General features: G+C 43.9%; 20 protein-coding genes. 9 read left to right on the top strand and 11 right to left on the bottom strand.

The window, feature by feature from the left end; all coding sequences use genetic code 11:
* Window positions 1-150: 150 nt before the first annotated feature.
* The 4 genes from OSCI_RS17355 to petC form a co-directional block, all read right to left on the bottom strand.
* Window positions 151-1,236 carry an NAD(P)/FAD-dependent oxidoreductase gene (locus OSCI_RS17355; protein ID WP_007356361.1) on the bottom strand — a complete coding sequence of 362 codons (1,086 nt, stop codon included), beginning with the start codon at window positions 1,234-1,236 and terminating at the stop codon, window positions 151-153.
* Window positions 1,237-1,238: 2 nt separating this feature from the next.
* Complete coding sequence (locus tag OSCI_RS17350; protein ID WP_007356360.1) at window positions 1,239-2,087, bottom strand: alpha/beta fold hydrolase; 849 nt, start codon at window positions 2,085-2,087, stop codon at window positions 1,239-1,241.
* 210 nt (window positions 2,088-2,297) lie between these two features.
* Complete coding sequence (gene petA / locus OSCI_RS17345) at window positions 2,298-3,287, bottom strand: cytochrome f (RefSeq protein ID WP_007356359.1); 990 nt, start codon at window positions 3,285-3,287, stop codon at window positions 2,298-2,300.
* A 159-nt stretch (window positions 3,288-3,446) separates the two neighbouring features.
* Entirely contained in the window at window positions 3,447-3,989 is a 543-nt protein-coding gene (petC, locus tag OSCI_RS17340; protein ID WP_007356358.1) for a cytochrome b6-f complex iron-sulfur subunit, read from the bottom strand.
* Between the two features lie 228 nt (window positions 3,990-4,217).
* Here petC and OSCI_RS17335 point away from each other — a divergent pair, with 228 nt between their 5' ends.
* From OSCI_RS17335 to OSCI_RS17310, 6 genes are all read left to right on the top strand, one after another.
* On the top strand, window positions 4,218-4,526 hold the full coding sequence (locus OSCI_RS17335; protein ID WP_007356357.1) for a DUF3067 family protein: 309 nt from the start codon (window positions 4,218-4,220) through the stop codon (window positions 4,524-4,526).
* A 367-nt stretch (window positions 4,527-4,893) separates the two neighbouring features.
* Window positions 4,894-5,202, top strand: a complete 309-nt coding sequence (locus tag OSCI_RS17330; RefSeq protein ID WP_007356356.1) for a carbon dioxide-concentrating mechanism protein CcmK — start codon at window positions 4,894-4,896, stop codon at window positions 5,200-5,202.
* A gap of 285 nt (window positions 5,203-5,487) precedes the next feature.
* Window positions 5,488-6,171 carry a response regulator transcription factor gene (locus OSCI_RS17325; protein ID WP_007356355.1) on the top strand — a complete coding sequence of 228 codons (684 nt, stop codon included), beginning with the start codon at window positions 5,488-5,490 and terminating at the stop codon, window positions 6,169-6,171.
* A gap of 475 nt (window positions 6,172-6,646) precedes the next feature.
* Complete coding sequence (locus tag OSCI_RS17320) at window positions 6,647-7,663, top strand: ABC transporter substrate-binding protein (RefSeq protein ID WP_007356354.1); 1,017 nt, start codon at window positions 6,647-6,649, stop codon at window positions 7,661-7,663.
* 332 nt (window positions 7,664-7,995) lie between these two features.
* Window positions 7,996-8,790 carry an ABC transporter ATP-binding protein gene (locus OSCI_RS17315; protein WP_007356353.1) on the top strand — a complete coding sequence of 265 codons (795 nt, stop codon included), beginning with the start codon at window positions 7,996-7,998 and terminating at the stop codon, window positions 8,788-8,790.
* Window positions 8,787-9,584 carry an ABC transporter permease gene (locus OSCI_RS17310; RefSeq protein ID WP_007356352.1) on the top strand — a complete coding sequence of 266 codons (798 nt, stop codon included), beginning with the start codon at window positions 8,787-8,789 and terminating at the stop codon, window positions 9,582-9,584. The genes OSCI_RS17315 and OSCI_RS17310 overlap by 4 nt, the downstream gene beginning before the upstream one ends.
* Window positions 9,585-9,807: 223 nt before the next feature.
* On the opposite strand, the gene OSCI_RS17305 is transcribed toward OSCI_RS17310, so the two are convergent.
* Window positions 9,808-11,562 carry a CHASE domain-containing sensor histidine kinase gene (locus OSCI_RS17305; RefSeq protein ID WP_007356351.1) on the bottom strand — a complete coding sequence of 585 codons (1,755 nt, stop codon included), beginning with the start codon at window positions 11,560-11,562 and terminating at the stop codon, window positions 9,808-9,810.
* Between the two features lie 26 nt (window positions 11,563-11,588).
* Here OSCI_RS17305 and OSCI_RS17300 point away from each other — a divergent pair, with 26 nt between their 5' ends.
* On the top strand, window positions 11,589-11,774 hold the full coding sequence (locus tag OSCI_RS17300; RefSeq protein ID WP_039962486.1) for a hypothetical protein: 186 nt from the start codon (window positions 11,589-11,591) through the stop codon (window positions 11,772-11,774).
* A gap of 50 nt (window positions 11,775-11,824) precedes the next feature.
* Here the strand turns inward: OSCI_RS17300 and OSCI_RS17295 are convergent, their stop codons facing one another.
* The 3 genes from OSCI_RS17295 to OSCI_RS17285 form a co-directional block, all read right to left on the bottom strand.
* Window positions 11,825-12,415, bottom strand: a complete 591-nt coding sequence (locus OSCI_RS17295) for a Uma2 family endonuclease (protein ID WP_007356350.1) — start codon at window positions 12,413-12,415, stop codon at window positions 11,825-11,827.
* Window positions 12,416-12,638: 223 nt separating this feature from the next.
* Window positions 12,639-13,163: a GNAT family N-acetyltransferase gene (locus tag OSCI_RS17290; protein WP_007356348.1), complete on the bottom strand. Its 525-nt coding sequence runs from the start codon at window positions 13,161-13,163 to the stop codon at window positions 12,639-12,641.
* A 19-nt stretch (window positions 13,164-13,182) separates the two neighbouring features.
* A complete protein-coding gene (locus OSCI_RS17285) occupies window positions 13,183-13,803 on the bottom strand; it encodes a TetR/AcrR family transcriptional regulator (RefSeq protein ID WP_007356347.1) in 621 nt (206 codons plus the stop codon).
* 298 nt (window positions 13,804-14,101) lie between these two features.
* Between OSCI_RS17285 and OSCI_RS32045 the strand changes: the two genes are divergently transcribed.
* The gene (locus OSCI_RS32045) at window positions 14,102-14,224 is read left to right on the top strand and encodes a hypothetical protein (protein ID WP_007356346.1); all 123 of its coding nucleotides are present in this window, start codon (window positions 14,102-14,104) and stop codon (window positions 14,222-14,224) included.
* Entirely contained in the window at window positions 14,184-15,686 is a 1,503-nt protein-coding gene (locus OSCI_RS17280; protein ID WP_007356345.1) for a M16 family metallopeptidase, read from the top strand. Before OSCI_RS32045 ends, OSCI_RS17280 begins: the two co-directional genes overlap by 41 nt.
* Before the next feature lie 165 nt (window positions 15,687-15,851).
* On the opposite strand, the gene lpxA is transcribed toward OSCI_RS17280, so the two are convergent.
* From lpxA to OSCI_RS17265, 3 genes are all read right to left on the bottom strand, one after another.
* Window positions 15,852-16,664, bottom strand: coding sequence for an acyl-ACP--UDP-N-acetylglucosamine O-acyltransferase (gene lpxA, locus OSCI_RS17275; RefSeq protein ID WP_007356344.1), 813 nt, complete (start codon window positions 16,662-16,664; stop codon window positions 15,852-15,854).
* A gap of 211 nt (window positions 16,665-16,875) precedes the next feature.
* Complete coding sequence (gene fabZ / locus OSCI_RS17270; protein ID WP_007356343.1) at window positions 16,876-17,394, bottom strand: 3-hydroxyacyl-ACP dehydratase FabZ; 519 nt, start codon at window positions 17,392-17,394, stop codon at window positions 16,876-16,878.
* A 79-nt stretch (window positions 17,395-17,473) separates the two neighbouring features.
* A complete protein-coding gene (locus OSCI_RS17265; RefSeq protein ID WP_007356342.1) occupies window positions 17,474-18,364 on the bottom strand; it encodes a UDP-3-O-acyl-N-acetylglucosamine deacetylase in 891 nt (296 codons plus the stop codon).
* Window positions 18,365-18,368 lie beyond the last annotated feature (4 nt).

Below are 18,368 nucleotides of genomic sequence, written 5' to 3'. Positions count from 1 at the left end.
TTCAGTAATATCAATGGTTGAAGATATACTGGCTTTACCCAAAAATATGTAACGCCGCCATCCTGGCGGTAAAAGAACCGCCAGGATGGCGGCGTTACGTAAATCCTCAATCAACCTCCTGCCTTCTGCCTTCTGCCTTCTGCCTTCTACTTATCCATCGAGAATCATATCCCTAATTAGCTGGGCAGTTGCGGGCGCTAATAATACGCCATTTCGATAATGTCCAGAAGCAATAATTACGCGATCGCAACCAGGAAGTTTCCGAATAATTGGTGCTGGTTGGCCTTCTGGGCGGGGGCGCAATCCCGACCATTTCCTAATAATGTTAGCTTCAGCTAAAACAGGACAAAAGGCAATTGCCTTTGCCATCACTTCATCTAACTTAATACTATCCGCTACAATTTCACCCTCACTTAGGGGAAACTCAACGGTCGCACCTACCCAATATTCGCCTTTTCCTAAAGGTACAATATGAACATCATCGCAGGTAATTACTGGCTGAAAATCAGAACCGATCGCGGTATTTTCTAAGCGTAAATGTAATGCTTGACCTAAGACGGGGCGAATATCGATAGACTGTTTTAAAGATGCTGTGAGAGAAGTTGAACCCAAACCAGCGGCTATAATTAACCAGTCGCATTCTAAGTTTTCTGTTGGTGTTTGAATCTGATAGCAACCTGTAGGAGAAGCGCCGATATCGAAAACAGCGCGCTCGAATTGAAAATCAACCCCTTTCTGCTGAGCAGCAGCAACTAAAGCTAAAGTTAAAACAGTTGGATCTAGTTGTCTGTCTTGCGGGGAATAAATACCAGTAATAATCCCCTCTAAGTTTAGCTGAGGAAAGCGATCGCGCACTTTTTCTACATCCCAAATCTCCAAATTCCAACCTTGAGATTTGCGAGTTACAGCCAACTTTTCCCAATTGCTCAAATCCTCTCCTTCCAGACAAAGCCTCAAAATTCCATCTCTATTCACAGGAATTTTTTGCCCAGTAATTGCCTCTAACTCCGGTATCAGGGTTTCATAACGCTTGATACTATTTTCCCTTAATTGCCAATTCCTACCCTTAACTTTCTGACTAACAATACCCATTAATACACCGAGGGCGGCCCCAGTAGAAGCTTTGGCGGGTGTTTCTTTGTCTAAAACTGTAATTTTTAGTTCGGGAATTTGGCTGAGTTCATAAGCAATTGTTGCCCCAATTACACCACAGCCAATAATTATAACTCTGCTCATTTCTATATCTCTTTTCTACGTAGAAAAGATAAGAGAGCATTGCTAATTTTTTCAGACCAATGTTCTTGAGGGTAATGGGCGGCTCCTTCTAGTTTAACTAATTCTCCATTTGGTATAGATTTAACTGAATTTTTTGCCTGGTCGATATTAATCCAGGGATCTCCTGTTCCCCAGAGAATTAAAGTTGGTCGCTTCCATTCTTTTAACCCAGTTTCAATTTCTGCCATTGACTCTGATAACTGGAGATTTCGCACAGTTGCTAATAGGGATCGTCCCGCTTGGGAACTTTTCAAAAAGGGGCGGCGATAGACATCTAAATCTTTATCAGATATGGGGTAACGGCAACCACTTTCTAGAGTTCTGTCAACTAAAAGGGGGTCTTGTACGATCATGTCGCCGACAAAAGGTAGACCCAATTGTTGAATTTTCCAAGGTAATCTTGATTCGATAGAAATGGGTGCATTGAGTATAGCTAAGCGCTCAATTTTATCGGGATGACGTAAGGCGTATTGGATACCGACGGAACCTAAAAATCCTTGGACAACTAAGTAGAACCGCTCGATTTCTAGGGTTTCAATAAATTCTGCAAAGGCGGTAACAAAGGTATCGGGTGTATAAGCAAAGTCGAGTTTATCGGGTTTTGCTGATGAGCCAAAACCGATCCAGTCTGGCGCGATCGCGCGAAACCCAAATGTTGCTAAATCTGGCATGATAGCAGTCCAGGTATGGCTTTGAGAAGGTAATCCGTGCAGTAGCACCACTGGGGGAAGATTGGATTCGTTAATCGGTTTTGCTTCCCGATAAAACCATTCTAGGTTTCCTACTTTAATTATCTGTTTATCAAGTGACACTGTTTTTATTTCTTAGTAATAAGAGAAGGAAGAAGGAAGGAGGAAGAGGGAAGAGGGAAGAGGACTTACGGAAAAATATCGGTAACGCGGGCATCTTGGCTGTTTATTTACCGCCGAGACGGTGGTGTTACAAACTGTTTGGCGTAAGTTTTGTTAGTAATAGAAATGTAGGGCATGAATGACACGCCCTACAGGATTGAGGGGCTGCACTTAGAAATTCATTTCAGCAGCTTGTACTTTCTCGACTTGTTTCTTCTTCAGAACTAGCAAAATTTGAGCTAGCATGACAAGAGCAAAGAATGCAATCAGCCATTGAACGCGACCTGCACTTTGTAGGACGATTTCAACGTCTTTCTGACCGAATCCACCTACATTCGGGTTGTTAGTCAAAGCTTGGGCTGCTTTCACTTCTTGCCCTTCAGCAACAATCAATTCAGGGCCAGCGGGAATTGTATCTACAACTGCTGCGCCTTCTACGGGTTGAATTGTTACTTGATAACCGCCATCTTCGGGTTGGGAAATCTTAGAAATTGTACCCGCAACAGAGGCATTGAAAACACCATTATTGGTCTTTTCGCCAGTTGGGTAAACCTGTCCGCGTCCGCGATTTCCGCCAACGTGAATCTGGTATTTACCGAAGTGAACGGATTTGTCGGTTGCTGGATTAGGAGACAAAACAGGGAACACTATTTCCTGATATTGTTCGCCAGGTAGTGGCCCGATGATGACGATATTTTCCTGGGTTTCGCTGTAAGGTTGGAAGTAAAGTTCGCCAACTTTTTCCTTCATTTCCTCTGGAATTCTTTCTGGAGGAGCAATCTTGAAACCTTCGGGTAACATCAGGACAGCGCCTACATTGAGGCCGCCTTTGCTGCCATCGCCTGTTACTTGTTGTGCGCTAAGGTCGTAAGGAATTTTGACAACTGCTTCAAAAACTGTATCTGGCAAAACAGACTGGGGAACTTCAACTTCCGTAGGTTTAGCGCCGAGGTGACAGTTAGAACAAACAATCCGTCCAGTTGCTTCGCGGGGTGTTGCGGGTGCGGTTTGCTGCGCCCAAAAGGGATAGGCGGATGCTGTTTGAGGTAGTGCGATGTCGCTGGTGATGAAAAATGCTAGGGTTGCGATCGCAACTAGCGTGGTCTTAGCGATCGCCCCAACAGTGCGGCGCAATATCGCTGATAAATCAATTTTTGGCATCAGAGTATTTCGATCTCAAAGGTCAAACAGTTTCGTAATTGGTAATTGGTAATTGGCGATTGGTAATTGGTAATAGGTAATTGATAATTGGACAATAGACAAATAAAGACTTATGACCAATTTACAGAGTACAAATGACCAATTTCCAAGACTCAATAACTAAGACCACCAAGGGGCTTCGCCAGTGCGGAAGTCTGTTTCTTTCCAAGGGGTAAAGGTTAGCTTATCATCTGCGACAGTAGCGTGAGCTAAGGCTAAAGATAATGGTGCAGGGCCGCGCACAACTTTCCCTTCGTTGTTGTATTGGGAACCGTGACAGGGACAAATAAATTTGTTCTCGCTGGCATTCCAAGGCACTACACAGCCTAAGTGGGTACAGACTGCGTTGATTCCGTACTCGGCAAGACTTTGTTCTTTGTCCACCACAATATAGGTGGGGTCGCCTTTGAGGCCTTGTGCTAAAACGCGATCGCCTACGGCGTGTTCTGCCAAAAACTTGCTGACAACGATATCATTGCCTAGCTTGTCCTTCGCAGTTAAGCCACCGCCAGTACCACCGCTAGATGGCGGGATAAAATACTTGACAACAGGATAGAGTGCGCCCAGTGCTACGCCCGTTACGGTTCCGAACGTTAGCAAATTCATAAATTGACGACGACCCATATCAGGGACATCTGGATTGTGAGCAGAAATTTGAGCCATAACCTGCCTTTGCGGTGTTAAGTTACGTTTTTTTACAAACTATCTATGAAGCAGTACGTGCAGACAACAGGGATAATTGCGGTTAATCTGCTTTCATCAATAGGCGTTAAGGCAGAAATTCCTTTGAAGAATAAGCCTTACAGCCTTGATTAGAGCATTATTACATTTTTTGAACTGCGGATTTTACTGTTAAGAAATGTAAACTATAACGGTTAATAAGGAGCAACCATGACGGGCCAGGATTTACGCCAGCTATTGCTGGATAAGTGGGGAAAATCTTACGATATCCAACTGCGGCGGACGCGGGGCAAGATTTTTGTGCAAGTCATGTGGAAATACCTGGAACAGGCTTCTTTTCCGATGGCGGAGGCGGATTATATGGAGCATTTGGACGCGATCGCGACTTACCTGCACGGTTGGGGTAGTACAGAACAAGTTAGGGAGTATATTGTCACAACTCGCGATCGCCCGCGTCTTGGTAAGGCCGTCAGCATCCCTCTAGATTTAGGCGAAAGAGCCTCTGAATGGTTGTTATAGCTAGGGGCTAGGGGCTAGGGGCTAGGGGCTAGGGTAAGATGGGGGGAGAGGGGGAGGATGGGGGGAGATGGGGAGAGATGGGGAGGATGGGGAAGGTAAGTAGGAGGGATTATTAACAATTAACAGTTAACAATTAACAATAACAATTTTGATTAATATAGCAACCGCGCTAAGACTGTTAGTTAGGACACTCACTTATGGCTGAAACTATTGATTCTATGTCCCCTCTTCCCATCCTCCCCCTCTCCCCTAGCCCCTAGCCCCTAGCCCCTACTATAGTTGCTCTCTACCTTCTTCCTTCATTGCCGAGCTCATTTTCACGTACAATTAGTACCTGGTAATCCCATTAGATTAGGAGATTAGCGCAATGGGAATGGCAGTTGGCATGATTGAAGTCCTTGGACTTCCCTCTGCCGTAGAAGCCGCAGACTCAATGGTTAAAGCGGCCCGTGTCACGTTAGTTCGGTATGAAAAAATTACGCGCGGTTACTGGACAGTCATAGTCCGGGGCGATGTCTCCGAGGTACAAGCTGCTGTAGCGGCTGGAATTGAAGGAGTCAAAAAAGTTCATGGTGGGGAATTGTTATCATACCACATCATCGCTCGTCCCCATGAAAATCTAGATTACGTTTTACCGATCGGCTTTACTCCAGAAGTCGAACAATTTAGAATGTAGTAGGATTTTTGGGCGCTTAGATTTAGCGATCGCTCAGCAATCGCGATCGCAATCGCAATGAAAATTCCGAAAGCGAAAACGATTGCGATCGCAATATCCGATCGTTAACCAGATCGACATCGCGATCGCGATCGCAATTCTAGTATCCAGCTAAAGCATTAATTGGTGTAATAGATAACAAATTTATCCCGCTTTCTATAGCAAGATTAATAGTCAGAAACTAACTCTCTCTAAAAACTTCTGTCACTGAATCTTAGAATTCAGATTAATCGAACAAGCTAGACAATGCGGATTCTATTAGTAGAAGACGACAGCCAATTGATAGCTTCTCTGACTGAAGCACTTGTGGCACAGCGGTACATTGTAGACTCAGCTAGAGATGGTGAGTCAGCATGGGATAAGACCCAGGGATTCGTTTACGACTTGATTTTAACCGATGTCACCCTACCGAAGTTAAATGGTATTGGTCTATGCGAGCGATTGCGCGATCGCGGCTATCTCTCTCCCATTCTCATGCTCACTGCTCGCGATACCAGCCTTGATAAAGTGATTGGACTCGATGCAGGAGCAGATGTCTATATGGTTAAACCCTTTCAATTACAGGAGTTGCTAGCTCAAATTCGGGCTTTGCTTCGTCGCGGACAGTCGGGAATGTCGCCGATATTAAGATCGGGTAATCTGTCTCTAGATCCTGCTAGCTATGAAGTCATCTACGAGCGATCGCCTATTCACCTCACACCAAAAGAATTTGCTCTGTTAGAGGCTTTATTACGATATGGCAAGCGGGTTTTGAGTCGATCCGCGATTATCGAACAGGTTTGGACATGGCAAGAGTCTCCAGAAGAAGACACCATCAAGACTTACATCAAGAATTTGCGGGCAAAACTCAAAGCCGCAGGAGCTCCAAAAGACTTAATTGAAACTGTTCACGGTGTTGGCTACCGTTTGAAAAGTTTAGATCGAGTTTAGAAAAGCGATCGGTCATTGCGAGTGAAAGCGATCTGTTATTGCAAGTGAAACCAATCGGTCATTGCGAGTGAAACGAAGCAATCTCAAGGCCTAGCGATTGCTTCGTTTCACTCGCAATGACAAAAATATCAACAAAAAACGTAAGGTGGGCGCTCGCCGACAACTATTTATAACTATAAGTTAAAGACCTTTTGCGACGAGCGCCCACCCTACAAGTTATAGCGTTTATTTATATCCACCTTATATCCACCGGCTAAGTCCTAATTTTGTGTGTAGAAACCCTGACATTTTCCACCATTTCTCCACTTAAGCTTCCCCAAAATATACACACTAAATCTATATGCTGTATCGATAAATAAATTTCGAGGAAACGATTCCTAACAGGCGGGAATTGCGCCAGAGAAACGGTGAATCGAAATTCTGTATCTTATGATTCAATTCTAGTCCAAATTATCTTGGATGTAAAGGGAAAACGATGAAAATTAGGAGACGGTATTTTCTTCAGTTGAGTGCAGGTAGCGCGATCGCGATCGCGGCTCACGGATGCACTCAATCTCAAACTCAGACAACCACTACCACCAGCAGTTCAGAGAATCCCGGTAAAATTTCGATTGGATTCTGGCCCGTCGCCTCTGGATTACCCTTATTTGTAGCCGAGAAAAAGGGTTATTTCAAAGAAGCCGGCTTAGACGTAGAAGCAGTCAAATTTGCTTCACCCAACCAAGTCGCCGAAGCATTAATTGCTGGAAGGCTTCAGGGAACAGGCAATGGAGTTGCTAGCGGTGTTTTGGGACTTTCAGAAATCACATCACCGGGATTATTCAAAATCATTGCTGCCAACCCCAGCAACGTTGACTACAAACTCGATCAAGTGATTGTGGGCAAAAATAGCTCAATTCAGGCGATCGCGGATTTAAAAGACAAAAAGTTTGCCACAGGGCCAGGAGCACAGAATTTAGCGATCGCGCAGGCAATCTTGGCAGCCGCAGGAGTTACTAATCCCCAAGTACAGCAAATAGAAATTCGGCAACACATAGCCGCGATCGAATCGGGACAAATTGATGCAGCTTACACCCTAGAACCAACAGGTACAGTTGGCGAAGTTAAAGGCCTTACCCGCATTCTGGAAAATGGAGTTGTTTCCAAATACATTTTAGGCGATCCCAAAGCTCCTTGGTTTGGTGGTGCAGCCGTACTAAGTAGCAAATTTATTCAGCAATATCCCGCTACAACCAAAACCTACACAGAAGCCTATCGCCGCGCCATTGAAGATATTAGGAAGAATCCCGATCAAGTCCGTCAATATATGGTCGGCTACACCTCCATCGAAGGCGATTTAGTGCAGAAAGTGCCGATGATAGGATACACGATGTACAACGAATTTAAGCCGGAAGACGTGACATACTTCCAAAAATTCTTCAATTTTATGACTGATAAAAAAGTTTTCTCAAAACCACTTGATGTTGCTAGCTTGTTGTACAAACCTGTGTAATTACAAAACTTATGCAGAATCGAGAGCCTAACTCCCTTAAAAAATAGGACTTACGCACTTACTACGATTTTCTATCATTGCCAACGATATGATTTTCTGTCATTGCGAACGTAGTGAAGCAATCTCAAACCCATATTTGGGGTAATTCGTGCGTAATTCCTACTTTACTATAGCAACCTTCTTGGCAGTTAAGACGTTCTGAGTTCCTGAAACTTGCTAACGCTATTCCCTTCTTCCTCTTCTTTCCCTTCTTACCCTAGCCCCTAGCCCCTAGCCCCTAGCCCCTAACCGCCAAGGCGGTTGCTATAAATCACTTTCTGGAGAACCATATTATGCTTGTAAATCCTGTCACTAGCCCGAATATTGCGCCACCAGAACACTTTATTTCTGTACAAGGATTATGTAAATCCTTTGCAGGACAACCGCTTTACGAAGACTTTAACCTCGATTTACCCAACAATCAATTAGTTTCAATTTTTGGCCCCAATGGCTGCGGTAAATCCACCCTAATTAACATGATTAGCGGCTTGATTCCCATCGATCGCGGGGAGATTCGGATTCATGGTAAACCAATTCGCCGGGCCAAAATTGGCTATGTGTTTCAAAACTATCGGGATTCAATGTTTCCCTGGATGAGTGCCTATGACAATATCGCCTATCCGCTGCGAGTTAAGGGAGTACCAGAACAGGAATGTCGCGATCGCGTCGAACGCCTAATCGACACCTTTAATATTCGCCTTGACCTCAAACGTTATCCCTACAATTTCTCCGGTGGACAGCAACAATTAGTTTCCATTTTGCGGGCGCTAGTTGCCGATCCAGAAGTTCTTTTTCTCGATGAACCCTTTTCCGCCTTGGACTTTGAAACCACCCTATTTGTGCGCGATAAACTCCAAGAAATTTTCATGGCCACTGGCATTCCGATGTTAATGGTAGTTCACAACTTAGAAGAAGCAGTATTTCTAGCAGATACAGTTCTACTTTTAAGTAAACGTCCAACTCATTTAGTGGAAGCAGTACCATTTACTGTTTCTCGTCCGCGTACCCCCGATACACTTACCTCTCCCGAATTCATTGAAGTCAGCCGTTACTGTTTAGAAATCTTTCGTCAGGAGATGCGGAAATGAATACTTCTAGCGTACCTTCCTCTAATATTGACGTTCAAAAATTTTCCTTCGATCGCTTTTTGCCATTCATCGGAGTATTGGTACTTTTTGGTGTCTGGTGGTTAATTTCTATCTCTGGTTTTGTCAATCCAGTGCTATTACCTACGCCTTTTGCTACTCTCGGTACGCTGATTGCGGGAATGTTTACAGGCGTAATGTTACCTGATTTTATCGCTACGGTGTTACGAACTTTTAGCGCTTTTTTGATGGCTGGTATTATCGGAGTCCCCGTTGGTGTGGCTTTGGGTAGTTCTGAAAAAGTTTATCGCAGTGTCGAATTTTTAATTGATTTTTTCCGTTCTACACCAGCAAGTGCTCTGATTCCGATGTTCATTCTCTTTTTTGGAGTCAGCGATTTTTCTAAAGTAGTAATTGCTGCTTTTAGCGCGTTTTTACTGATTGTATTTAACAGCGCTTATGGGGTGATTAATGCTAAGCAATCGCGGATTCTGGCAGCAAAAGTAATGGGGGCAAACCGTTGGCGAATTTTCAAAGATGTTTTACTGTTGGAAAGTTTGCCTCAAACCTTTATTGGTTTGCGTAGCGGTATCAGTATTTCCCTGGTAATTGTGATTGTGGCGGAGATGTTTATCGGTACGGAACAAGGCTTAGGCAAACGGATTATTGATGCTCAACAAGTACTCAATGTCAAGGATATGTATGCCTCGATTTTAGTCACCGGAATTTTAGGCTATTTCCTGAATATGCTGTTTCTAATTGTAGAGAAACGGTTTATTCATTGGAGTGGCAAGTAGTCTCGAAATTCGGATAAAGCAGCCAGGGGTTAAAACCCCTGTCTAACAGCGAAAGTCCTCTGAAGAGGACTAATAAGTTCTTCAGTCCTCGTTAGAGGACTTTAGCTTTAAGGCAGGGAATTTATTCCCTGCTAGACGAAAGGTTTTACTTTAAGTTTACACGCCTTAAAAATAGCCTAAGTCTCTACGGACATCGCTCTATTTTATCATACACAATCGATACTTATTCCAACGGTAATCGTACCATCACAGTTGTTCCTTGACCTTCCTGACTCTCAATATTCCATTCCCCTCGGTGTAATTCTACACAAGTTTTTACCACTGCTAACCCTAAACCAGTTCCGGTTATTTCTCCGACATTGCTACCTCGATAAAATGGTTCCAAAATTCTAATTTTATCTGCCGTGAGAATGCCAATACCGCGATCGCATATTTGAAAAATTGCCGTATTTGCATTACAGTTTAAAGTAAATTGAATCTTAGCATCAGCAGGTGAATATTTTGCTGCATTTGAGAGTAAGTTAGTAAGTAAAGATCGCAACAAGTTTTTGTCTAAAAATGCTCTAGTATTTTGACAATTACTCGTAAATTCAATAACCTGACTAACATCAATTTGCATCTCATCTATAAGTTGTTGACAAAAAGGTTCTAGATCCAATAATTGGGGATGAAATTCTAGTTGCCTAACCTCTGCCCGTGTTAACATTAATAAATCTGTAATCTGCTGACTCATCCGCTTTGCAGTCAAATTAATCCGCTGAATATTTTTCTGTTTCTGTTCTTCAGTTAGTTGATTATGGTTAATTTGCAAAGATTCACTAGAAAGTAAAATAGTGGTTAACGGCGTTCGCAGTTCATGGGATGCCATTGAGAAAAAGCTAAATCTTAATTCACTCAAACTTTTAGTTCGTTCTAATTCCCGATTTAAGTTATGTAATAAGAGCGCTAAAGTGCTAGTAATTAATAACCCGCCAATTAAGGTAATTATCGCGCTATATTGCGTTTCAATGGGATAATTAACGGAGGGTGAAAAAGCAATTGACCACTGTCGCTGTCCTACGGTTAAAGTCTGCGTACATTTTTCAGCAGATGGACAGAGAGAAGACTTAATTAAATTAAATTGTGAGTTGTCTTCAAGCGTTGTCACTTGTTTATAAGCAGCATCATAGCGTCCTAGAAATTGCTGTCCCGGATTAGAACTCCGGTCGTATACTGTAAAGTTAATCTCGTCGTATTGCAAATCTTTTAAGGATTCTTCAACTACATCTGATAGGCGAAATACACCTAGTAAGAAGCCAGTTAAATTCTGGCGACGAAGCGTAAGAGAATTTGGAGCTTGATGATTTTTATAAAGTGGCAAAAACACTAAAAAGCTAAATTGATCGCGTTTTTCTTGAACTAATTTAATGCGTCCAGTGGCCGTGATTTTGCCTGTATCTCTTGCTTGATTGATTGCGATTGCGCGGGTGATATTTGAGTTAAGATCGTATCCCAAGGCGGATTCATTTCCTATAAACGGCTCTACGTAGGTGACAGGTAAATAATAGGGTCGATTAGCGGCTTTAACTAAGGCTTTATCTTTGCCTAGTTCAGTAATTTGGAAAGTAGGATAACCTTCTAACTGGATCTTTCTTTCGTAGGTAAAACGTTCTTTTTCTCCCACGATGGGAGCCCATTCTAGTGCTTGAATACCTGGATAAGTCTTGAGCGTTCTTCTAACAAAATTTCCAAACTCTTGACGATCTACTTGAAATTTGACTACTGCATAATAATCATCAAGAAATGATAGCATATCAGTATATCGGTTGAGGCTACGCTGGAGGGCTGTAGCCAAATTTTCAATCTGCCTTTGAAACCGGAATTGCCGATTCGATGTCTCCCATCTGCTAACAAAAATGGTAGCTAAAACTGACAATCCTATGCCTAAACTTAGGGTCAAAATCAAGGCAATTCGGTGATGAAGAAAAGCTTTTGGCATACTAATTCCAGACTATACCCTCTTCTATGAATCTGGGTAGAGTAAAATTACCAGGACTTACGCAGGCTTTACGTAGCGCCGCCATCTTGGCGGTATCTTTAACCGCCAAGATGGCGGCGTTACGATACTTTTGCGTAAGTCCTGATTACATTAGGTTAGGTAAGTTGTTGGGCTTCAGCACTTTTTGGGCTAAAGCCCAACAAATTACCTAAAAATCAACCACAATCTCCAATTAACAACCGAACAACCAACAACTAACTGTCTAGCTTTTTTCCTTTGACTCAAATATTACTCTTTCATAAATATCGCTTATTGACATCTCAATTCCTACTGAAGTAAAGGAAACTGTAGCCGCATCCCCCTCATAATCTTGAAATAACCATTGCCCCGATTCAGTCTTAAGAAACTGCTCAACTAAAAACTCATATTGGTCAATTAAAACATACTCACAGAATTGAGGAATTGAGCGATAGAATCGAAATTTATCTTCTCTATCAAAACCTTTCGTAGACTTCGAGAGCACTTCTACTATTAATAAGGGATTAAGTACCTCATCTTGCCGTCCTTCGGTGAAAAGTGGCTGTCCTTCAATTACCATCACATCTGGATAAACCCCTCGCTGATGCCGAGGAATCCATAACCGTAAATTATTCATAAAAACTTCATAGGGTTTTCCCTGAAACAAGTTGCCAAAAACTCCGACCAGATTGCGTGTAATCCGGTTATGATTTATAGTGCCACCTGACATAGGTAAAATTTCTCCCTCGTGATATTCACTTCGGAACTCGGCTGTTTCTTCTAACTGCCGATATTCCTCTGGAGTGTAAGTTTGCTGCTGTGTTTGAACTAGCATTTTAACCTCAACTGATAGTGATGACTTTCAGGTAGAAGGATTGAGTTGTACAATTAAGTGGCTGCCCGAACGATGGGGGTAGGCACGGGGGCGCTACCCCTACAAATCTGTATGAATGATTTAGACTTGCTGTATATTATAATTGATTATTATCTGATTTTAGAAGCAACTGCCACTATTATAATTTTTTAGGTTCTCAAACTTTCACATTGAAACTCCATAATTAACAAAAACTTAGTTTCATAGTAAAAGATATACCGCCGACTCGGTTAATAGTTTCACTTCCCTCTATCATTGCAAATCCTAATTCTTTGTACAGGTGGATTGCGTCTAGATTTGAGCTTCTGACACTTAAAGAGATTGAGGGGTAAGAGAGTTTTGCCGCTGCTAACAAACTAACGAGTAACTGTCTTCCTATGCCTTTACCTCGATGTTGGGGAAGAACTGCGATCGCTAATTCTGGGGTAACATCGTCAATGTAGCCTAATCCTTGCTTTTCTCCTGTAAACAAACGCGCCCATACCGCCCCTACTGGCTGGTGGTTGGTTAATTCCCAAGCCAGAAAGCCGAAATCGTTTTTCCGCCCCCAATTTTTGACATATTTGGCAATTAGAGGATGATTCCTCACAGCTTCGACTGTTGATTCACCTTCTTCTGCTAAATGGGCAGCTTCATAGAGCATTTGCCACAAAAAAGGCTCGTCTTCTTGAGTTAACGGGCGAATAGAATATTTGAAACTATTAGTCATACATACTTGGTTGCGATTTTCACCCTTTCTCTTCGATCAAAACACCATTGAGGAAAATATCTGCTAATCCTTCTGCCATTTCTTGTATTGCTTGAGGAGAAGCACCGGGTTCTAAAAGAGTATCTTGACTGAAGCCTGCGATCGCAAACATTCCCAAAAATACCTGAGCTACAATTTTAGGATTCATCTGCCGATAAACTCCCCTATCCATCGCCGTTTGGAAGAAAGCCTCAGCCACATCTGTCATTTTTCCAATCACTTCTGCTTGAATGCGATCGCGCAACTCTGGGTGAAACTGTGCTTCCATAAAACATACTCGCATCATATCCGCATTATCTCGGACATTTAGCATCCGCCGCCGCATCACTTGAGCCACAGCTTTATAACTAGCCATCTCGCTCAATTCTGTCAGTAAATCAGTCAAAATTTCTACCCAGCCATTAGTTGCTACCTCGATCAAAATTGCCTTTTTATTGGGAAAATGCCGAAATAGCGTACCCTCCGCCACACCCGCCGCCTGTGCTAAAGAAGCAGTTGTAGTACCTTCGTAGCCTTTGCAGGCAAATAAACGTTGTGCTGCTTGCAAAATCCGCTTTCGCGTCTCTGTTTCTGAAGGAGGGGACTGATTAAAAATTCGCATAGCTGGAAAATTGGGAATAGGGAATTGAGAACTAAAATTTAAAGTTGGGGCTGCTGCTGGTTAAGCTAAAACAGCACTTATACACTACTCTCGTAACGCCGCCCTCTGGGCGGTATCTTCACCGCCCAGAGGGCGGCGTTACATCAAGGGTGCGTAAGTCCTAATTAGCCTAACATCTGATCGAGAAGAGATCCCCCAAACATCCAAAAGTCTTTATGCTATAAAGAGTGGTTCCGATCTTACACTTGATAAGTTTGTTCTCTCGGTTGACTTCAGTGCTAATTTCTATGCTTCTTATTTGGCTTCAACAGTGCAGGCGGCTCAACGGATTGAGACGATCGATCGCATCTTTACTTGCCGCTATTTTGCTCTGGTGCGGGATGCCACCAGCGATCGCGATCGCCCGCGAAAACCCCACTAACCCATCCTTAACAAACGCGGGACAAGGGCAGGTATCCTCAATTCAACCCTATCTCGATCGCGTCATTCAGCAGGTGACAGAATTTCGCCTCGAAAATGGCATGAAATTTATTGTGCTAGAAAGGCCCAGAGCCCCTGTAGTTTCCTTTCTGATTTACGCTGACGTAGGCGGGGCAAATGAGCCTGATGGCAAAACAGGTGTTGCTCACTATCTAGAACATTTAGCATTCAAAGGAACTCCCAAAATTGGGACAAAGGACTATAAATCTGAAAAACCCCTACTAGAAAAACAGGATAAAATTTTTGACCAAATCCAAGCAGCTAAAGCTAGCGGTAAGACAGAAGAAATTGCCAAATTAAAGGCAGAATTTGACAAGATTGAAGCCGAAGCATCGGCATACGTTAAGCAGAATGAACTGGGTAAAATTGTGGAACAGGCAGGAGGTGTGGGACTAAATGCTACAACTTCTACGGATGCAACTTCCTACTTTTATAGTCTGCCCTCAAATAAGCTAGAACTGTGGATGTCTCTGGAGTCGGAGCGGTTTCTAGAACCAGTTTTTAGAGAATTTTATAAGGAAAAACAGGTAATTTTAGAAGAGCGCAGATTGCGAAGCGAAAATTCCCCTGTGGGTAAGATGATTGAGGCATTTGCAAATAAAGCTTTTTCTACTCATCCCTATCGCCGCCCAGTGATTGGCTACAGTGAAGATATTAGCAATTTAAAAAGGAGTGATGTTCAAGAATTTTTCGATGCTTACTACATCCCTAGTAAGTTAACAGTGGCAGTGGTGGGAGATGTTCAGGCCGCGAATGTGAAGCGACTAGCAGAGGTTTATTTCGGTCGCTACAAGGCTAAGCCAGCCCCTCCAGAATTGACAATTGTGGAGCCGGCACAGACGGAACCAAGGGAAGTTACAGTACAGTTGCAATCTCAACCTTGGTATTTGGAAGGATATCACCGACCGGCGATGAATCATCCCGATCATGTTATTTATGAAGCGATCGCCAGTTTGCTCAGCAGTGGCCGCACTTCTCGCCTCTACAAGTCTTTGGTAGAAAAACAACAATTAGCGCTAGTTGCTGAGGGTTTCAGCGGCTATCCAGGGGAAAAGTATGCCAATTTGATGCTTTTTTATGCGATGACGGCTCCTGGCCATACTGTTGATGAAGTGGCAACGGCTCTGCGGACTGAGATTGAGCGGTTGCAATCTGAACCTGTTTCTGATGTGGAGTTGGCGCGGGTGAAAACTAAAGCACGAGCGACTTTGTTGCGATCGCTCGATTCTAACCAGGGTATGGCTTTTGCGCTGGTTAATTATGAAGTGAAAACGGGTTCATGGCGCAATTTGTTTAAGGAGTTAGATGCGATCGCTGCTATTACAACGGCCGATATTCAGCGCGTCGCTAAAGAAACTTTCCGCCCAGAAAATCGCACAGTAGGGCGATTATTGCCTAATTGAAGAAGGGGGGCGGGGGAGCAGGGGAGCGGGGAAGCGGGGGAGCAGGAGGAGATGAGGAAACTCTTTCCCCAATTAGCAATTAGCAATTACCAATTAGCAATTACCAATTAGCAATTAGCAATTACCAATTAGCAATTAGCAATTACCCATTACCCATTACCCATATTATTGCTCTTCATGCTTTTTTTTCGTACCGGGAGTCGGGCCGCGTCTGCCAACTGTTGTAGAAGCTTGGAAGAAGTGTTGCAAGTGTTGCAAATGTTCATTTTCTGGCAATAAACTGAACTGCTCCAAAGCTTCATTGAGGCTATTTCCAGAACGGTAAAGGATGCGAAATACCTTTTTCAAAATTTGGTAATCTTCCTCTGTCAAACCTGCACGTTTGATACCTACCGAGTTAAGCGATCGCACTCTTGCAGGATTCCCCTCTACTAACATAAACGGCGGCACATCTTGAGAGATCCGGCTCATCCCTCCGACCATTGCCATTTTGCCAATCCGAGCGAACTGGTGAATCCCCACCATTCCCCCAATCACGGCCCGCGATTCAATGTGAACGTGGCCTGCCAGACTTACAGAATTAGAAATCACTACATTATCTTCGATCGCGCAGTTGTGAGCTACGTGGACGTAAGCCATCAATAAATTGCCATTGCCGATCGCTGTATACTCACCTGCTTGAGTAGCTCGGTTAATTGTTACATACTCCCTAATTCGGTTGTCGTCGCCAATTTTTACCCAACTTGGAGCACCGTCATATTTCAAGTCTTGAGGTTCTAAACCGATCGCCGTTCCTGGGAAGATTTGATTGCGAGCTCCTATTTCCAGCGGCCCTTCCAATACCGCATGAGCTCCAATTGTTGTATCTTGGCCGATTTTAACTCTTTCCCCAATTACGGAATATGCTCCCACCTGCACAGTGGGGTGCAGTTGAGCGGCGGGATGAATCACAGCCGTTGGGTGAATCAGGGTAGGCATTTGTCAGTTGTTAATTATTAGTTGTTGGTTGTTAGTTGTTAGTTGTTCGTTGTTGATTGTTGAGTTTTAGTTGTTTGTTGTTCGTTTACAACTATTGTGTTGGGTTTCGTTCATCCACCCAACTTACTGTCGCTACATCCGTTAAATCCGTTACAAAATCTGTTGCCAAATTGGTAACAACCAACAACTAACAACCAACAACTAACAAATTTTAATCAACGATGGAGAACATCAGTTCTCCTTCACAGACTCGTTGACCGTCAACTTCAGCACGGGCCTCGACTTTACCAAAGCGACGACGCTTAACGCACAGTAGTTGTACAGTCATGACCAAGCGATCGCCTGGTACAACGGGACGGCGAAACCGGACTTTATCAATGCCGGCAAACATAAATAATCCTTGCTCCACGTTGGGTAGCTGAGAGAGTACCACGCCGCCAACTTGAGCCATCGCTTCTACAATCAAGACCCCAGGCATGATCGGACGACCGGGGAAATGTCCTTGAAAATGTGGCTCGTTAAAAGTTACATTCTTGATCCCCACTGCCCGTTCCCCTGGTATGTACTCTACTATCCTGTCTACCAGCGCAAAGGGATAGCGGTGGGGCAATAGTTTGTGAATTTCTTCGGCAGTGAGAATCGTGTTAACAGGGGCAACCTGACCATTTTGGGTGTGGACGGGTTCGGCAGTAGAAGCATTCGTTGTGTTTGCGTCAGTCAGCGTGGACATTGCTTGGGAGAGTAGTGAAGTGTTTGCCGGATGGGAAAAGCGGGATCGCCTTCGTTCTTAAAGTCGCCGAGATCGCTGCTCATGGCTGAGAGCCGATCGCTTTAGCGAGTTGGATGTGAAGGTTATGGCTGGCTTTGTAGGCCAGGTAGTGAGCTTGAGGCAAAGTTCCTAGCAAACTCAGATCCCCTACTAAGTCTAAAATTTTATGACGGACTGGTTCATTTGGAAATCTTAAGGGTGGATTGAGCCATCCAGTGCCATCGCAGACAAGGGCATTATCAAGGCTACCACCTTTAATTAAACCTGCTTGCCGAAGTTGATCTATTTGATGGGCGAGGGCAAAGGTGCGAGCGGGGGCGATCGCGTCTGCAAAACTCTCTACCTCTGGCGACCAACTGTACCATTGATTGCCAATGGCAGGGCTATCAAAATCAATTCCATAGCTAAAACGAGTTTCCGGTGCTGGTAAGGCTGCGGCAAAAGCATCCCCTTGGCGAACCCAGATGGGACTCTTGAGCGGGGGGGCGGAGGAGCTAGGGAGCGGGGGGGCTAGATCTTCTCCATCTTGCGTATCTTCATATCCTCTCGCTTGCTTGCTAACAAAGACTAATCCGACAGTAGCGATCGCCTCTACCCAGTTTTTGGCTGAACCGTCGAGTAAGGGAAGTTCGGGGCCGTCAATTTCAATGCGGGCGTTGTCAACTCCCATAGCAGCTAAAGCTGCTAACAAATGCTCCACAGTGCGGACAGCGACATTTCCATTGCTTAGTTCAGTCGAGAGAGTGGTTTGGCTTACTGCTTCGATGCAAGCTGGAATGACGAGAAAACCGGGGGTGTCAATGCGGACAAAATAGCGCCCTGTATCTGCGATCGCAGGTAAAACTCGGACGCTCACCTGCACGCCGCTGTGCAGACCAATCCCCGAAATTTGAAATTCGTCTGCTAAAGTGTACTGTTTGTCAACAGACATAACT

This window comes from Kamptonema sp. PCC 6506 (genome assembly GCF_000180455.1).
GTDB lineage: Bacteria > Cyanobacteriota > Cyanobacteriia > Cyanobacteriales > Microcoleaceae > Kamptonema > Kamptonema formosum.
Note: the sequence above shows the minus strand (reverse complement) of the source record. Positions and strands in the feature narration are given on the sequence as shown.

Excerpts from the sequence above, each read along its gene's own strand:
- OSCI_RS17320 (WP_007356354.1), top strand. The coding sequence starts at position 6,647 with ATGAAAATTAGGAGACGGTATTTTCTTCAGTTGAGTGCAGGTAGCGCG.
- OSCI_RS17295 (WP_007356350.1), bottom strand. The coding sequence starts at position 12,415 with ATGCTAGTTCAAACACAGCAGCAAACTTACACTCCAGAGGAATATCGG.
- petA (WP_007356359.1), bottom strand. The coding sequence starts at position 3,287 with ATGCCAAAAATTGATTTATCAGCGATATTGCGCCGCACTGTTGGGGCG.
- petC (WP_007356358.1), bottom strand. The coding sequence starts at position 3,989 with ATGGCTCAAATTTCTGCTCACAATCCAGATGTCCCTGATATGGGTCGT.
- OSCI_RS17325 (WP_007356355.1), top strand. The coding sequence starts at position 5,488 with ATGCGGATTCTATTAGTAGAAGACGACAGCCAATTGATAGCTTCTCTG.
- OSCI_RS17310 (WP_007356352.1), top strand. The coding sequence starts at position 8,787 with ATGAATACTTCTAGCGTACCTTCCTCTAATATTGACGTTCAAAAATTT.
- OSCI_RS17330 (WP_007356356.1), top strand. The coding sequence starts at position 4,894 with ATGGGAATGGCAGTTGGCATGATTGAAGTCCTTGGACTTCCCTCTGCC.
- lpxA (WP_007356344.1), bottom strand. The coding sequence starts at position 16,664 with ATGCCTACCCTGATTCACCCAACGGCTGTGATTCATCCCGCCGCTCAA.
- OSCI_RS17315 (WP_007356353.1), top strand. The coding sequence starts at position 7,996 with ATGCTTGTAAATCCTGTCACTAGCCCGAATATTGCGCCACCAGAACAC.
- fabZ (WP_007356343.1), bottom strand. The coding sequence starts at position 17,394 with ATGTCCACGCTGACTGACGCAAACACAACGAATGCTTCTACTGCCGAA.
- OSCI_RS17300 (WP_039962486.1), top strand. The coding sequence starts at position 11,589 with ATGAATCTGGGTAGAGTAAAATTACCAGGACTTACGCAGGCTTTACGT.
- OSCI_RS17355 (WP_007356361.1), bottom strand. The coding sequence starts at position 1,236 with ATGAGCAGAGTTATAATTATTGGCTGTGGTGTAATTGGGGCAACAATT.
- OSCI_RS17335 (WP_007356357.1), top strand. The coding sequence starts at position 4,218 with ATGACGGGCCAGGATTTACGCCAGCTATTGCTGGATAAGTGGGGAAAA.
- OSCI_RS17290 (WP_007356348.1), bottom strand. The coding sequence starts at position 13,163 with ATGACTAATAGTTTCAAATATTCTATTCGCCCGTTAACTCAAGAAGAC.
- OSCI_RS17280 (WP_007356345.1), top strand. The coding sequence starts at position 14,184 with ATGCCACCAGCGATCGCGATCGCCCGCGAAAACCCCACTAACCCATCC.
- OSCI_RS17285 (WP_007356347.1), bottom strand. The coding sequence starts at position 13,803 with ATGCGAATTTTTAATCAGTCCCCTCCTTCAGAAACAGAGACGCGAAAG.
- OSCI_RS17305 (WP_007356351.1), bottom strand. The coding sequence starts at position 11,562 with ATGCCAAAAGCTTTTCTTCATCACCGAATTGCCTTGATTTTGACCCTA.
- OSCI_RS17265 (WP_007356342.1), bottom strand. The coding sequence starts at position 18,364 with ATGTCTGTTGACAAACAGTACACTTTAGCAGACGAATTTCAAATTTCG.